Annotated in this window: 11 protein-coding genes and 1 tRNA gene; 4 read left to right on the forward strand and 8 right to left on the reverse strand. The window is 63.5% G+C overall.

The genetic code is table 11. The features are described 5' to 3' along the window. Positions 1 to 75 precede the first annotated feature (75 nt). Positions 76 to 3669 (reverse strand): transcription-repair coupling factor, encoded by a 3594-nt coding sequence (gene mfd, locus BLT92_RS02520; protein WP_092102804.1) that lies wholly within the window; start codon positions 3667 to 3669, stop codon positions 76 to 78. A gap of 85 nt (positions 3670 to 3754) precedes the next feature. Between mfd and BLT92_RS02525 the strand changes: the two genes are divergently transcribed. Continuing rightward, the gene (locus BLT92_RS02525) at positions 3755 to 5215 is read left to right on the forward strand and encodes an arylsulfotransferase family protein (protein WP_092102806.1); all 1461 of its coding nucleotides are present in this window, start codon (positions 3755 to 3757) and stop codon (positions 5213 to 5215) included. Positions 5216 to 5321: 106 nt separating this feature from the next. Beyond that, on the forward strand, positions 5322 to 6074 hold the full coding sequence (locus BLT92_RS02530; protein WP_092102809.1) for a rhomboid family intramembrane serine protease: 753 nt from the start codon (positions 5322 to 5324) through the stop codon (positions 6072 to 6074). Between the two features lie 15 nt (positions 6075 to 6089). On the opposite strand, the gene pth is transcribed toward BLT92_RS02530, so the two are convergent. From pth to BLT92_RS02560, 6 genes are all read right to left on the reverse strand, one after another. Next, positions 6090 to 6689, reverse strand: a complete 600-nt coding sequence (gene pth, locus BLT92_RS02535; RefSeq protein WP_092102812.1) for an aminoacyl-tRNA hydrolase — start codon at positions 6687 to 6689, stop codon at positions 6090 to 6092. A 183-nt stretch (positions 6690 to 6872) separates the two neighbouring features. Then, positions 6873 to 7508 (reverse strand): 50S ribosomal protein L25/general stress protein Ctc, encoded by a 636-nt coding sequence (locus BLT92_RS02540; RefSeq protein ID WP_092102815.1) that lies wholly within the window; start codon positions 7506 to 7508, stop codon positions 6873 to 6875. 161 nt (positions 7509 to 7669) lie between these two features. Then, positions 7670 to 8707: an alpha/beta fold hydrolase gene (locus BLT92_RS02545; protein WP_092102818.1), complete on the reverse strand. Its 1038-nt coding sequence runs from the start codon at positions 8705 to 8707 to the stop codon at positions 7670 to 7672. Between the two features lie 103 nt (positions 8708 to 8810). Next, the gene (locus BLT92_RS02550; RefSeq protein WP_092102821.1) at positions 8811 to 9782 is read right to left on the reverse strand and encodes a ribose-phosphate diphosphokinase; all 972 of its coding nucleotides are present in this window, start codon (positions 9780 to 9782) and stop codon (positions 8811 to 8813) included. Next, positions 9775 to 11232 (reverse strand): bifunctional UDP-N-acetylglucosamine diphosphorylase/glucosamine-1-phosphate N-acetyltransferase GlmU, encoded by a 1458-nt coding sequence (gene glmU / locus BLT92_RS02555; RefSeq protein ID WP_092102824.1) that lies wholly within the window; start codon positions 11230 to 11232, stop codon positions 9775 to 9777. Before glmU ends, BLT92_RS02550 begins: the two co-directional genes overlap by 8 nt. Positions 11233 to 11265: 33 nt before the next feature. Beyond that, a tRNA-Gln gene (locus BLT92_RS02560) sits at positions 11266 to 11337 on the reverse strand. Positions 11338 to 11400: 63 nt separating this feature from the next. Here BLT92_RS02560 and BLT92_RS02565 point away from each other — a divergent pair. Next, positions 11401 to 11838: a hypothetical protein gene (locus BLT92_RS02565; RefSeq protein ID WP_092102827.1), complete on the forward strand. Its 438-nt coding sequence runs from the start codon at positions 11401 to 11403 to the stop codon at positions 11836 to 11838. 61 nt (positions 11839 to 11899) lie between these two features. Beyond that, positions 11900 to 14431: a UvrD-helicase domain-containing protein gene (locus tag BLT92_RS02570; protein ID WP_092102830.1), complete on the forward strand. Its 2532-nt coding sequence runs from the start codon at positions 11900 to 11902 to the stop codon at positions 14429 to 14431. Positions 14432 to 14533: 102 nt separating this feature from the next. Here BLT92_RS02570 and BLT92_RS02575 read toward each other — a convergent pair whose 3' ends face one another. Continuing rightward, entirely contained in the window at positions 14534 to 14716 is a 183-nt protein-coding gene (locus tag BLT92_RS02575) for an antitoxin (RefSeq protein WP_092102833.1), read from the reverse strand. Positions 14717 to 15128: the final 412 nt, after the last annotated feature.

The raw sequence follows: 15128 nt of genomic DNA on the forward strand, positions 1-15128 counted from the left end.
ACTCTACGCTAGGAAGAGCGACTGAATGTGAACTTTCAGAATACGTGCAGATTCCGCCTCTGGCACGAGTCGTCGTCAGACGCCTGCCTCAACGACCTCGGAGGCAACGACCGGGACGATTGCGTCGAGGAACTGGTGGGCCCAACGCAGGATGTCGGAGTCTGTCATCTCCTTCGCATCGAAGCCGCTGCCGGCCATCGGCTTGGGCACGAGCACCGACCGGATCGCCGGCTTGAGCAGAGACTTCGGGTACAGGCGTTTGAGGCGCACGACCTGCGAATCCTCGAGCTCGAGCGGACCGAAGCGAACGAAATTGCCCTGCATGACGATATCGTTGACGCCCGAGGCCTTGGCCCTGATCCGCAGTCTGGCGACATCGGCGAGCACACCGACGGCATCTGGGTAGGGTCCGTAGCGGTCGACGAGCTCGTCGAGGACTTCCTGCAGTTCGCTCTCGTTGGCCGCTGCAGCGAGTTTCCGGTAGGCCTCGAGGCGGAGGCGTTCGTGGGCGACGTATTCTGCCGGCAGGTGCGCGTCGACGGGCAGCTCGATGCGCATGTCCGCTTCGGGTTCCGTGTCCTCACCGCGGAAGTTCGCGACGGCCTCCCCCACGAGGCGCACGTACAGGTCGAAGCCGACCCCTTCGATGTGTCCCGACTGCTGACCGCCGAGGAGGTTGCCGGCACCGCGGATCTCGAGGTCCTTCATGGCGACCTGCATGCCGGCGCCCAGCTCTGTGTGGGCGGCCAGTGTCGTCAGTCGGTCGTGGGCAGTCTCGGTCAGTTGGGTGTCGGCCGGGTAGAGGAAATAGGCGTAGGCGCGTTCCCGGCCGCGACCGACGCGACCCCGCAGCTGGTGCAGCTGCGAGAGTCCGAATCGATCGGCGTGGTCGATGATCAGCGTGTTCGCGTTGGCGATGTCGATGCCGGTCTCGACGATCGTCGTGCACACGAGCACGTCGAACTTCTTCTCCCAGAAGTCGACGATGACCTGTTCCAGGCGATTCTCGTTCATCTTTCCGTGCGCAATCGCGACCCTGGCTTCGGGAACGAGTTCGGCGATGTGGCCGGCCACGGCTTCGATGTCCTTGACGCGGTTGTGGATGTAGAAGACCTGTCCCTCGCGCATGAGCTCACGGCGGACAGCAGCCTTGATCTGCTTGTCCTCCTTCTTGCCCACGTAGGTCAGGACCGGGTGACGTTCCTCGGGCGGGGTGGCCAGGGTCGACATCTCCCGGATGCCGGTCACCGCCATCTCCAGGGTTCGCGGGATCGGGGTGGCCGACATGGCGAGCACATCGACGTTCGTGCGCATCGCCTTGAGCGTCTCCTTGTGCTCGACGCCGAAGCGCTGCTCTTCGTCGATGATGACGAGCCCCAGGCTCTTGAACCGCACCTCACCGCTGAGCAGCCTGTGCGTGCCGATGACGAGGTCGAGCTTGCCCGCGGCCAGATCCTCGACGACCTTGTCCGACTCCTGCTTCGTCTGGAAGCGCGAGAGCGCACCGACGGTGACGGGAAAGCCCGAGTAGCGTTCGGCGAAGGTTTCGAAGTGCTGCTGGACGAGCAGGGTCGTGGGCACGAGGACGGCGACCTGTTTGCCCTCTTGGATCGCCTTGAACGCGGCTCGGACTGCGATCTCAGTCTTTCCATAGCCGACGTCACCGCAGATCAGACGGTCCATCGGCACCGACTTCTCCATGTCGCCCTTGACTTCGTCGATGGTGGTGAGCTGATCGGCGGTCTCCACGTAGTGGAAGGCATCCTCGAGTTCACGCTGCCACGGAGTGTCGGGGCCATAGGTGTGGCCGACGGTGGCCTGGCGGGCGGAGTAGAGACGGACGAGTTCGCCCGCGATCTCCTTGACCGCCTTTCTGGCCTTGGCCTTCGTCGTCTGCCAGTCGGCACCGCCCATCTTGTTCAGGCTCGGGCTCTCCCCGCCGACATAACGGCTGACCTGGTCGAGCGCATCGCTGGGCACGTACAGCCGATCGCCGGGCTGACCGCGTTTGGCCGGAGCGTATTCGACGATGAGGTATTCGCGCGTGTGCTTGTTCGCGCCCTTGCCAGTCGTCCGCTGTGTCATCTCTACGAACTTGCCGACACCGTGCTGGTCGTGGACGACGTAGTCGCCGGGAGCCAGGTTGAGCGGATCCACCTGGTTGCGTTTGCGGCGGGTGGGCAGACGACGCATGTCCCTCGTCGAGGTGGCTGCGGCGCGACCGAGCACATCGGCTTCGGTGAGGACGGCCAACTTGAGGTCGTCGAAGACGAATCCGCCGAAGGGCGCGGCCGTGGTCACGGTCACCAGGGCATCGCCGAGGTCCGTCGGGTCGTCGACGAAGGTAGCGGGCACTCCCGCCTCCGAGAACACCTCGACCATGCGCTGGCCCGGCCCCTGCCCTTCGGTGAGGACGAGGATGCGCCATCTGTCGTGGATGAGTCCCTTGACGTCGGTGAGGATCGCCTCGACGTCACCGGCATATCCCCGTGGTGCGCGAGCCGGGACGGGGAACAGATTCTCCGCGGGTGAGACGAGCTCTTCGTCGGTGGCGAATCCGCCGAGCTCCCACCAGGCCAGGCCGATGAGACGAGCGCCTTCCTCCATCTCCTCCATCGTCCGGAACGTCGCTGCGGACAGATCGATCGGCGATTCGCCACCGGCGGCGGCACCTGACCATGCTGCCTCCAGGAATTCGTTCGTCGTCACGACGAGGTCGGCCGCCCTGGCCTGTACCCGTTCGGGTTCGGTGATGATGATCTTCGTGGACTCCGGCAGCAGAGCGATGATCGGCTCCATGCCATCGGCCAGTACCGCGGACAGCGACTCCATGCCTTCGACTGCGACTCCACCGGCGATCTTGTCGAGCATGTCCGAGGCTGCCGGCAGCGTCTGCGACAACTCGGCCGCACGCTCCCGAATGGAGTCGGTGAGCAGGAGCTCCCGACAGGGCGGAGCCGACAGCTGCAGGGACCCTGCATCCGCCTCGGCGGGGATGGACCGCTGGTCGCTGACGGAGAACTCGCGGATCTCGTCGACCTCGTCACCGAAGAATTCGATGCGCAGGGCATGGTCTGCCGTCGGTGGGAAGATGTCGACGATGCCGCCTCGAACTGCGAACTCACCTCGGCGGGAGACCATGTCCACACGTGAGTACGCCAGTTCGGTCAGTCGCTTGGCCAGCTGGTCGATCTCGTATTCGTCTCCGACGGTCAATTCCACCGGTTCGATGTCGCCGAGCCCCTTGACCAGCGGTTGGAGGAATGCGCGGACGGGGGCGATGATGAAGGCCAGGTGCCGGTCCGGGCTCGGGTGGGCCAGGCGGTGCAGAATCTGCAGACGCTGACCGACGGTGTCGGATCGGGGTGAGAGCTTTTCGTGTGGCAGGGTCTCCCAGCTGGGGAAGATCGCGATCGAGTCCTCGGGAACCCAGTCCGCCAGCGACCGGGCCAGATCCTCGGCCTCACGTGTGGTGGCCGTGACGATGAGCTGCGGCGCCGAGGTGGATGGATCGTTGTCAGCGGACACGAGGGTTCGGCGCAGGATCGATGGCCACAGTCCCCTGATCGCATCGATCGTTCCACCTGCTGTCTCCGGGTCGTTGAACGCTGCGACGAGGTCAGTGATGGTGGAGTTCTGGCGTGTGAGATCGAGTCCGTTGAGCACCATGCAATTCTAAGGCACGGGCCTGACTCGAGAAACGGGGACGACCGCGCTGACTCCGCTGACGGCGCATACGTGTGAAGATGAGTACATGACTTACCGCACTCTGTTCGCGTCTGTGGCGGCCGCAGCGCTGCTTCTGTCCGGATGCACCGCCGGCGAGGAAGTCCCCCAATCCGAACGTTGGGTCTTCCACAGCCGACCCGAGTTGGATCCGCCGAAGATCGAGCTCGACGTCAGCGCACAGCCGCCCGAGGAGGAGAAGGACCTCAAGACGTTCCTCGGTCCCAAGGGCCAGACCGCCGATGACGACGAATCCTGGGTCGGCGGTCTCATCCTCGACTCGGCCGGGGAACCGGTCTGGGTCCGGCAGGGCGAGGGACAGGTGTGGGACCTGCGAGTCCAGGAGTACGAGGACGAGCCGGTGCTGACCTGGTGGGAGGGCCTGGCTGAGACCCCGCACACCGCAGGTGAGGTCGTGATGCTCGACGACAGCTACAACGAGATCGCTCGAGTCGGCATGGGCGGCGATCTGGCCCACAAGACCGCCGATCTGCACGAGACGACGATCACCGACGACGGCACCATGTTCCTCCTGTCCTACATCAAGTCACCGACGGATCTCACCTCGGTCGGCGGTCCGAAGGACGGCTGGGTCTGGGAAGGAGTGGTCCAGGAGGTCGACATCGACTCCGGTGAGCCGGTCGTCCAATGGCGGACGCTCGACGACGTGCCCGTCGATCAGACGGAATCGACGATCAAGGACGGCGAGGGCACCGAGGATGAACCATTCGACTACATCCACCTGAATTCGGTGTCCGAAGACGATGACGGTGATTCCCTGCTCGTCTCCGCCCGCAACACCCACGCGGTCTATCAGCTCGATCGCAAAAGCGCCGACCTCAACTGGGTGCTGGGCGGATCGGCCAGTGACTTCGAGATGGGCGAGGGCACGCCCTTCGCCTGGCAGCATGATGCTCAACGCCGTGACGACGGAACGCTCACGCTCTTCGACAATCATGCCGCACCCCGCCTGGGCGACTCCCGTGGACTGCGACTCGATCTCGATGAGAAGGCGATGACCGCCGAGGTGGTCACCGAGTATCCGGCCCCCGATGATCGCTCCTCGGGCAGTCAGGGCAATATGCAGGAGCTCGACAACGGAAATGTGTTCATCGGCTGGGGGTCCGAACCCTATTATTCGGAGTACACCCACGACGGGAAGCTGCTCTACGACGCGACGTTCACGGGCGGATCCAACTACCGCGCCTATCGCTTCGACTGGCAGGCGACCCCGTCGGCGCCGCCGACGGCGACGAAGTCCGAACCTGGTGAGGGCGTCACGCGGGTGCATATGAGCTGGAACGGAGCGACCGAGGTCACAGCCTGGCGCATCCTCAGCGGAGACAGTGAGGAGCAGCTGACAGAGACCACGGTCGTCGACCGTACGGGCTTCGAAACCGCGGCCGACATCGAACCGGCCGGATCCCAGATCGTCGTCGAGGCATTGGACGGGAACAACGAGCGAATCGGCAGCACCCGGGTGAGCTGACACAGCGGAGATCTCAAGTCCGTAACGAGACTAACGGATCGGTCACGATTGCACTCGGGCCCCGATTCTTCGGCGTTCTCCAAGCTTCATCACTGACAATTGAGGCATGAGTTCCGACCGATCCCCTCGCTTCACCTCCGAAGAATCCCACTTCATCTTCGGCAACGATTCAACCGCCCCCGATTCGCCCAGGTCAGTCGGCCGCCCATCCGCTGGGCAGCCCAAAGTCGCCAACCTGCGCACCACCGTCAGCCACAACCACCGGCTCTCGCGCTTCGTCCCCGTCCTCGTCCTATTGGCGATCATGTGGGTCATCGAGATCATCGACACCGTCCTGCCCGCTGACCTCGATGTGCTCAGCCTGCAGTCGTGGAACCCGCTGTCCCTCTACGGAGTAGCGACGTCTCCCCTGCTGCACTCGGGATTCGGACACCTCACGGCCAACACGTTCCCGTTCCTCATCCTCGGCCTGTGCATCGCCGTCGAGGGGGCCCGCCGCTTCTGGCTCGTCACCGTCATCACAGCAGTGGTCTCCGGGCTCGGTGCCTGGCTGACGACGCTGCCGGTCGGCCAGCACATCGTCGGTGCCTCCGGCATCGTGTTCGGCTTCTTCGGCTATCTGGCCGTCCGCACCTGGTTCACCGATGACGTGCTCCGCAAGATCATCTACTTCGCCGTCGGCTTCTTCGTCTTCATCACCTACGGTGCGTCAATGGTCTTCGGAATGCTGCCGCAGGACAATGGGATTTCCTGGCAGGGGCACCTGTTCGGCTTCGCCGGCGGCATCCTCGCCGCTTGGCTCATCCACCGCAAGCGTCCGAGCCTCACGCGTGAGAAGCGGCCCACCTCACAGGAGTGATGCCGGCCGCCGCTCTCATTTCGAGTGGTGTTTGAGCTGGACTTTCCCGAGTCCGTCGACGATGTACATCTCGACGGCATCGGCGATGTCGGAGATGAACATCGGCAGTGTTGCGCGTTCGTCCTTGGAGAAGGGTTTGAGTACGTAGTCGGCGGTGTCCTGACGCCCCATGGGCCGTCCGACACCGGCCCGGATGCGCGGATAGTTCTTCGTGCCCAGCGCCGAGGTCATCGATCGCAGTCCGTTGTGTCCGCCCTCTCCCCCGCCGATCTTGGCCTTGATCGTGTCGAAGGCGATGTCGACATCGTCATGGACGGCGATGATCCGGTCGGTGTCGATCGAGTAGAAGTCGGCGAGCTGTCTGAGTGGTCCACCGGATTCGTTCATATATCCGGTTGAGGTTGCGAGCACCACTCGCGGTCCCGGAACGCCGGGGACCGCGCCTGTCGGCAGGCGGGCCGTGCCGACATTGGTGCGCAGCTTCGTTCGCGTCAGATTGACGCCGATGCGATGTGCGAGTTCGGCGATGACCATCTGCCCGATGTTGTGTCTCGTCGTTTCGTATTTGGGGCCCGGATTGCCCAGGCCGAAGACCAGCCACGCTTCGTTCGTCATCGTCGTCCTTCGCTCACATTGTGTCGTTGCTCATCGAGGCCGCCTGAACACCCGGGAGGCCTCGCCTGCTCTGTGCGCACAGACTCATTCTCTGCTCACAGAACGAATTCGGTGGGTCGTTTCTGCAACGACCCACCGAATTTCAGAACTCAGGCTGTGCCCAGAAGCTGGGCGCAGACGGGGTCACTCGTCCTCGGACTTCTCCTCGGACTTCTCCTCTGCGGCCTCGTCGGTCGACTCTTCGACGTCCTCTTCCGCATCCGACTCGGTGTCCATCTCGGCTTCTTCCGAGACGTTGACGACGAGAAGTTCCGGATCGGCAGCGAGCTCGACGCCCGAATCCAGTTTCACCTCTCCGGCCAGAACGTGCTCACCGGCGGCGCGGCCGTCGACGGTGACCTCGATGTACTCGGGCAGCTTGGTGGCGTCGGCCTTGATGAGGATGGTCGACTCTTCCTGCTGCACCATGGTGCCCGGAGTGGATTCGCCGATGATGTGAACGGGCACGTCGACCTCGACCTTCTCGCCGCGCTTGACGATGATGAGGTCAAGGTGCTCGATCTCGCGGGTGACCGGGTCGGTCTGCACGTCGCGAGCAATTGCGAGAATATTCTTGGCACCATCGGTGCTTTCGATCTCGAACAGAGCGTTGGCATGCTTGAGGGCCATCATGGTGGCGTGGCCCTCGACCGAGATGTGCACCGGATCTCCACCGTGTCCGTAGACGACTGCGGGGATGCGTCCTGCGCGGCGGGTCCGGCGGGCAGCGCCCTTGCCGAATTCATTGCGGGGTTCGGCGATGAGTTTGAAGTCAGCCATTTTCTCTCCTTCGTGGTGTCCTTATTTTTCAAGCACCACGGCGAAACAGCCTTCAACCGCACTGTCGCTGTCTCAATTCGGCTCCGAAGAGCCAGTCAGCGCTGTGGGTCAGGACCGCGTCGATAACGGAAACACGTGTTTCCCTCGCCGAGGCAACCCCATCATTCTAAGTCACGCTCGTCAGTGGCACCAAGTCGAGCCGTGACCGCTTCGGCACAGGCGTCGATGCCGGTCTCGGTGAGCAGGATGTCGAAATGGTTTGTGCCGGGGGCCTCGACGACGGTCATCGCCTCCCACCGCTGCTGGTAGGAGGCCACGAGTTCAGGCGGGTAGAGCCCCGGCTCGGCCGCGATGAGGTCACGTTCGGCGAAGAGGAATGTCACCTCCGCCTGGCGCCGTTGGCTGCCCATGACCTGGGCCAGCGCATTCTTGAAGGCGCCACCGGTGTACATGTCCGCGGAGTCGGCCTGCATCACCGCAACGGAGGTCGAGGGTTGGAAGCTGTGGTCGTCCTTGGCTGCGAGGTCGTAGACAAAGCTCTCCGTGGCCACTGTGTCGAGACCGTCGACAAAGGCCGGATGCGCGGCAAAGAACGCGAGATATTCCTCCACCGAGGCGAAGGTCATCGACAGTCTGTCGGCGGCGGGCCCGAGAACTGCGGCGATGAGGTCGTCGGTGTCCAGATCATTGTCGTTGAGATCGTCGAGCGAATCGGAGTCCTCATCGCCTCCGGGTGCTGGCACCGGCAGCGGAAGTCCGCCGTCGATGAGGACAGGACCACGGAAACGATCGGCCACCTCGGCGTCGGGATCGGCACCTGCCCCCATGCCTGCCAAGGTCATGGCGACGAACCCGCCCATGGAATGTCCGACCAGCGTGACCGGTCCCGGCTCGGCGAAGGTGTCGATGGCGGTGAGCACGTCCTCGGCGTGGGCCTTCATTCCGAACGGCGGTCCCAGCAGACGCGAGTCGGCGCGTCCGCGCAGGTCGGGTCCGATGATGCGCACGCCGGGAAGTGCTGCGACCAGACCGGCGAAGAACAGATGATTCGAGGTGATGCCGTGGATGACACACACGGTGGGGACGCGGCCGGGCCCATAGGCCACAGGTTCCCAGACCCCGACGGACAGCTCACCGCCGGTGACGCTGACCCGGTAACGGTTGTAATCGTGGGACGACATCGTCACGGTTCCCTTCACTCGATTGTCTCCAGTGTAGATGGAACCCTCCGGTGCAGAACGAACCCCGTGCCGAAAGATCGGCTCGGGGTTCGTTTCGGATGGAACGCTCGCAGAAGGCGTCTCAGACCTCGAAGAGGCTGGTGACCGATCCGTCCTCGAAGACTTCGTGCACGGCGCGGGCGATCAGCGGCGCGATCGAGAGCACGGTGAGCTTGTCGAACATCTTGTCCTCGGTCAGCGGCAGGGTGTTGGTCACGATGACCTCCTGCGCCACAGAGTTCGACAGGCGCTCAACGGCCGGGCCGGAGAACACTGCGTGCGTCGAGACGACGATGACTCCGGTGGCACCGGCGGCCATGCAGGCGTCGGCGGCCTGGACGATGGTCCCACCGGTGTCGATCATGTCATCGACGAGAACACAGGTACGGCCCTCGACTTCACCGACGACGCGGTTGGCCTTGGTCTCATTCGGCCGCGTGATGTCGCGAGTCTTGTGGATGAAGGCCAGCGGCACTCCGCCCAGCGAGTTCGACCAGTTCTCGGCGACCTTGATGCGGCCCGCATCCGGTGAGACCACGGCGAGGTCACCGGGGTACTTGTCCTTGACGTAGCCGGCCAGGATCGGCATCGCGAGGAGGTGATCGACCGGTCCGTCGAAGTAGCCCTGGATCTGTGCGGTGTGCAGGTCGACGGTGATGATGCGGTCGGCACCGGCCGTCTTGTAGAGATCGGCCACGAGGCGAGCCGAGATGGGCTCACGTCCACGGTGTTTCTTGTCCTGCCGGGCGTAGGGGAAGAACGGTGCGATCACCGTGATGCGCTTGGCAGAGGCTCGTTTGAGCGCGTCGACCATGATGAGCTGCTCCATCAGCCATTCGTTGATGGGCGCGCTGTGCGACTGCAGGACGAAGACGTCGCAGCCGCGGACCGATTCGGAGAACCGGACGTAGATCTCTCCATTGGCAAAGTTGTAAATGTCAGTGGGGAGAAGTTCTGTCCCCAGGTTCTCAGCGACTTGTTCAGCGAGCTCATTATTCGCGCGCCCACTGACCAGGACGAGCTTCTTCTCGCTCGCCGTCGTAATTTCATTCACTTGCCGGTTCCCCTTCAGATGCGGCCTCGGCCGCCTGCGCTGCAGACGTACCGGGGCGGTTGCTGACGACCCAGCCCTCCAGGTTACGCTGTGGCGCCACGGTCATGGCAAGCGCTCCCGCAGGGACATCTTTGCGCACCGTTGTACTCGCACCGGAATAAGCGCCGTCGCCTACCGTGACAGGGGCGACGTACATGTTGTCCGAGCCCATGCGTGCGTGCTTTCCGACGACGGTGCGGTGCTTGTTGACACCGTCGTAGTTGACAAAGACCGATGCGGCGCCGATGTTGGAGCCTTCACCGATCTCGGCATCGCCGACGTAGGACAGGTGCGGCACCTTCGCGCCCCGTCCGATGTCAGCGTTCTTCGTCTCCACGAACGTTCCGATCTTCCCATCCTCGCCGAGGTTGGTCCCAGGTCGCAGATAGGAAAACGGTCCGACCTTGGCGCCGGCTCCGACGACGGCCAGTTCCGAGTGGGTGCGCACGACCTGTGCCCCAGCACCCACCTCGGTGTCCTTGAGAGTGGAATCCGGGCCGACGACGGCACCGGAGCCGATGTCGGTGGCGCCGAGGAGCTGGACGCCGGGAAGGATGGTGACGTCTTCACTCAGGGAGACGTCCATGTCGATCCAGGTGGTGTCGGGGTCGATGATGGACACACCTGCGCGCATCCACTTCTCGCAGACGCGGCGGTTGAGCTCCTTGCCGAGGTTGGCCAGCTGCACACGGTCATTGGCTCCCTCGACCTGCCACAGGTCCGCGGTGGCGGTGGCGGCCACGGACTGACCGGCATCGCGGGAGAACCCGATGACGTCGGTGAGGTACTTCTCACCCTGCGCGTTGTCCGTGGTCAGTGAGGCGAGGCCGGCTTTCAGCGCCGCGGCGTCGAAGGCGTAGATGCCGGAGTTGATCTCCCGGATGCTGCGCTGGTCGTCGCTGGCGTCCTTCTGCTCGACGATGCGCAGCAGGGCACCGGAGGCGTCGCGGACGATGCGTCCGTAACCGTTGGGATCGTCCACCTCGGCGGACAGGACCGTCGCGGCGTTGTGTGAGGACTCGTGGACCTCGACGAGGCTGTTGATCGTGTCTGCCGTCAGCAGCGGCACGTCGCCGTAGGTGACGACCACGGTGCCGGTCAGGTCGTCGGGCAGCTGAGTCAGAGCACATTCGGTGGCGCGGCCGGTGCCGGGGATCTCATCCTGATCGGCGATGAGGAGGGTCTGCGTCGAGTTGATCGGCAGTGAATCCAGGTGGGAGACGAGCTGGTCGCGTTCGTGTCGGACGACGACGACGAGGTGCTCGGGAGTGGCACCCGCTGCTGCCGTGATCGAGTGGTGGAGCAGGGACCGGCCGCCGATCGGGTGCAGAACCTTCGGCAGGGTCGATTTCATCCGGGTGCCCTGGCCCGCGGCCAGAACGATAACGGCGATGGGTCTGGTCTGCGACATCTGTTGCATCCTTCGCAAGTCGGATTGGGCCAGCTCCGCCCATAGGATTCGAACCTATACCACACGGCTCCAAAGGCCGGCGTGCTGCCATTACACCAGGGCGGAACAGCGTGCACCAGTTGAGGGCCCGCGCTCACGAGACACCATCATGCCACTACGATGAACCGTATGGAAATTCTTCGCGAGATTCTAGTGGCCCTGCACCTGCTCGGGATGGCAATCATCGTGGGTGGATATTTCGCTTTCATCCGCACCCCCAAAGTCGCTCCCGGCATGCTGCACGGCTCCTATTTTCAGCTGATCACCGGGCTTCTCCTGCTGACCATCGCTGAACTGGGTGACGACGACGTCAACCATATGAAGATGGGCATCAAACTGCTCATTGCGATTCTCGTCACCGTCTTCGCAATCATCGGCAACAAGAAGCAGAAGGCCTTCACCGCCGGAGCGTCAGCAGGTGGTGCACCGGCTGGAACCGGTGCCGATGGCGTCGGCACTGCAGATGGGGCTGTGGCCACCGCGGTGAAGAACCCCTCAGCGACGATGGCGCATCTGGTCTTCGCCGGAGCGATCATCAACGTCCTGGTGGCCGTCTTCGTCAGCTGAGCCGGCTCCGCCGTCTCCCCTTTTCTCTGCGTCAGCGGCTGACGGTATCGTTGATCCGGACATGACTGCTGCAGCTGAAAACATCGAAGAGACCACCCCGGGAGCCGACTCACGTGCGGCCGAACTCCTCACCGGACTCAACCCGCGACAGCGCGAAGCCGTGGCCCACACAGGCTCACCGCTGCTCATCGTGGCGGGTGCCGGTTCCGGTAAGACGAGCGTTCTGACCCGGCGCATCGCCTATGCCCTGGCGACCGGTCGGGCACACCCCGGTGAGATCCTGGCGATCACATTCACCAACAAGGCAGCCAAGGAGATGGTTGAGCGCGTACGTTCGATCGTCGGTCCGGCCTCGCGAGCGATGTGGGTCTCAACCTTCCACTCCTCGTGCGTGAGGATCCTCCGCCGTGAGGCGAAGGTGCTGGGCATGAAGTCGAACTTCACGATCTACGATGCCCAGGATGCTCAGCGACTCGTGTCCCAGATCCTCAAGGAACTCGGATTCGACACCAAGAAGTACACGCCCCGGTCAATGCTGCACCGGATCTCCAACCTCAAGAACGATCTGCAGACGCCGGATGACTTCGCGCCCCGGCCGAACAACCCCGCCGATGAAGTCCTCGCCGACGTGTTCAAGCGCTACACCGCTCGCCTGCGCCTGGCCAATGCCTTCGACTTCGATGACCTCATCGCTGAGACCGTCCATCTCTTCGGCGCCTTCCCCGAGGTAGCCGACTTCTACCGCAGACGGTTCCGGCACATCCTCGTCGACGAGTACCAGGACACGAACCCGGCCCAGTATGCTCTCATCAAGTCTCTGGCCGGCGATGGTGCCGGCGGCGCCACCGGTGCTGAGCTGACTGTCGTCGGTGACGCAGATCAGTCGATCTACGCCTTCCGCGGGGCGACCGTGCGCAACATCGTGGAGTTCGAGAAGGACTTCCCCGACGCGGAGACGATCCTGCTGGAGCAGAACTATCGCTCGACGCAGAACATCCTCGATGCTGCGAACGCTGTCATCGCGAACAATCAGGACCGCAAGGACAAGAAGCTGTGGACCTCGGAGGGCACAGGCGAGTCCATTGTCGGCTGGGTGGCGGAGAACGAGCAGTCGGAGGCCCGCTTCATCGTCGATCGGGTTGACGAACTCATCGACAACGAGAAGTACACCTATGGAGACTTCGCCGTCTTCTACCGCACCAATGCCCAGTCCCGTGCCATCGAGGACGCACTGGTCCGCTCCGGCATCCCCTACAAGGTCGTCGGCGGCACCCGGTTCTATGAGCGCAAGGAGATCAAGGACGCCCTCGCGTATCTGCGTGTGCTGGCCAATCCAGATGACGATGTGAATCTCCGTCGCATCCTCAACGTCCCCAAGCGAGCCATCGGAGATCGCACCGAAGGCATCGTCGCGGACTTCGCCGATAGGGAGGGCATCAGCTTCTATACGGCGCTGGGACGTCTTGACGAGATCGTCCATCTGTCTGCCCGGGCGAAGACCTCCGTAGCGAAGTTCTACGATCTCATGCGCGACCTTGCGGCCACCGCTGAGGCGGCTCCCCTCTCCCGGGTCATCGAGGCGATTCTCGAGCAGAGCGGCTATCTCGAGTCACTGCAGAAGAGCACGGACCCGCAGGATGAGTCGCGGGTCGACAACCTCGCCGAGCTGGTGGCCGTGGCCGAAGACTTCGTCGCCACTCAGGCTCTGGCCGGCACCGGCGATGCCGACGAGGATAAGGCTGAGGGCGAAGCCGCGACTGAGGCCGAGGCTGGGGCTGCCGCAGCCGCTGAGGGCGAAGGAGCCGCGAGTGAGGAAGTCGAGGCTGCGGATGGGCAGGGCTCCGAGACTCCTGCGTCCGGCAGTTCATCGATCGAGGCGTTCCTCGAACAGGTGGCGCTGGCCTCCGACACGGATCAGATCCCTGATGCCGAGCTGGGCCAAGTCACGCTCATGACATTGCACACGGCGAAGGGTCTGGAGTTCCCCGTCGTCTTCCTCACCGGACTCGAGGACGGCGGTTTCCCGCATGCCCGGTCCTTCGAAAACCCCCATGAGCTCTCTGAGGAGCGTCGGCTGGCCTATGTCGGTCTGACTCGGGCTCGGCAGCGACTGATCGTCACTCGTGCGGAGACTCGCAGCATGTGGGGACAGCCGCAGTACAATCCGCCGAGCAGGTTCCTGTCGGAGATTCCGGAGAATCTCATCGAATGGGAGAACACCGGATCCTTCTCCTCCAGCATGGGAGGCGGATTCTCCTCGGGCGGTTACAGCGGCGGAGGCTATGGCGGCGGCTACAGCGGCTCTCACGGCGGCGGGCTCAGTTCCTCACGGGGATCGAGCAGTTCATCGCGCTCACGTTCAGGTTCCGCCAACTCCTCGTCCCCTGTAGCCGGTTTCCCGAACCGGATCCGGCCCAATCGAGAGATCATCACCGTGTCGGTGGGCGAGAAGGTCTCACACGAGTCCTTCGGCCTGGGGACCGTGACAGAGGTCAACGGCGTCGGCGACAAAACGGTGGCCGTCGTGGACTTCGGCTCCTTGGGCACGAAGCGCCTCCTGTTGCGCTACGCCCCCATCGAAAAGCTCGGCTGAGATCCACCGGCGGGCACAGAAACGGACACAAAAAGAGGCGCCGAGGTGAAAGTACATTCACCTCGGCGCCTTCCCATGCCGGACGCGGCTATGGGTTAAAGATCACTCGCTGCCAAGATTTTCGTCGGCTCCGTCGCGACCCTGATTAATCTGGTCTTCGAACTTGCCGCCGGTCTTCTCGTTGGCAAAGTCAGCAGCCTTATCCAGACCCTGATCGCTGAACTCTTCACCCTTTTCGCTATTCATGGCGTCCTTGGCTTTGTTTGTAAGATCGTCGAGTCCCATGCTGTCTCCTTTCGCTGGAAAAGGTTCTTGCGAACCTTCTGACACCACCCACCCTGCCACTGTTTTTGGTCGGGTGAAACCGAACCCTCCCGTTTCTCAGGGAATGCACAAACTGACCGTAGGAGCACGGCCTGTAGCATCAGCGCGTCTCCGGCACGATGAACGCCAAAGCCACGAGAACCAGGGCGAAAATCAGCCCCGTTGCGATGTCGACGGTCTTCGAACGGTTTGTCCACACCTCGTCCCACGGCTCAGGCATCGCACGCACCATCGCGAGGCCGGCGGGGACAATCGCCAAGACGATCGCGCCCAGACGGAAGTCAACGACAGTGCATGCGGCGGCGAGGAAGATGCCCAGCAGACAGGCCAGGAGAACCCAGTCGCGTGGGACGGGATTCGAGTAGCGCCGTTT

It is taken from the genome of Brevibacterium picturae (assembly GCF_900105045.1).
Classification (GTDB): domain Bacteria; phylum Actinomycetota; class Actinomycetes; order Actinomycetales; family Brevibacteriaceae; genus Brevibacterium; species Brevibacterium picturae.

Coding starts and splice junctions, on each gene's coding strand:
- BLT92_RS02540 (WP_092102815.1), bottom strand. CDS start 7,508: ATGGCTGACTTCAAACTCATCGCCGAACCCCGCAATGAATTCGGCAAG.
- glmU (WP_092102824.1), bottom strand. CDS start 11,232: ATGTCGCAGACCAGACCCATCGCCGTTATCGTTCTGGCCGCGGGCCAG.
- mfd (WP_092102804.1), bottom strand. CDS start 3,669: ATGGTGCTCAACGGACTCGATCTCACACGCCAGAACTCCACCATCACT.
- BLT92_RS02525 (WP_092102806.1), top strand. CDS start 3,755: ATGACTTACCGCACTCTGTTCGCGTCTGTGGCGGCCGCAGCGCTGCTT.
- BLT92_RS02565 (WP_092102827.1), top strand. CDS start 11,401: ATGGAAATTCTTCGCGAGATTCTAGTGGCCCTGCACCTGCTCGGGATG.
- BLT92_RS02575 (WP_092102833.1), bottom strand. CDS start 14,716: ATGGGACTCGACGATCTTACAAACAAAGCCAAGGACGCCATGAATAGC.
- BLT92_RS02570 (WP_092102830.1), top strand. CDS start 11,900: ATGACTGCTGCAGCTGAAAACATCGAAGAGACCACCCCGGGAGCCGAC.
- pth (WP_092102812.1), bottom strand. CDS start 6,689: ATGACGAACGAAGCGTGGCTGGTCTTCGGCCTGGGCAATCCGGGCCCC.
- BLT92_RS02530 (WP_092102809.1), top strand. CDS start 5,322: ATGAGTTCCGACCGATCCCCTCGCTTCACCTCCGAAGAATCCCACTTC.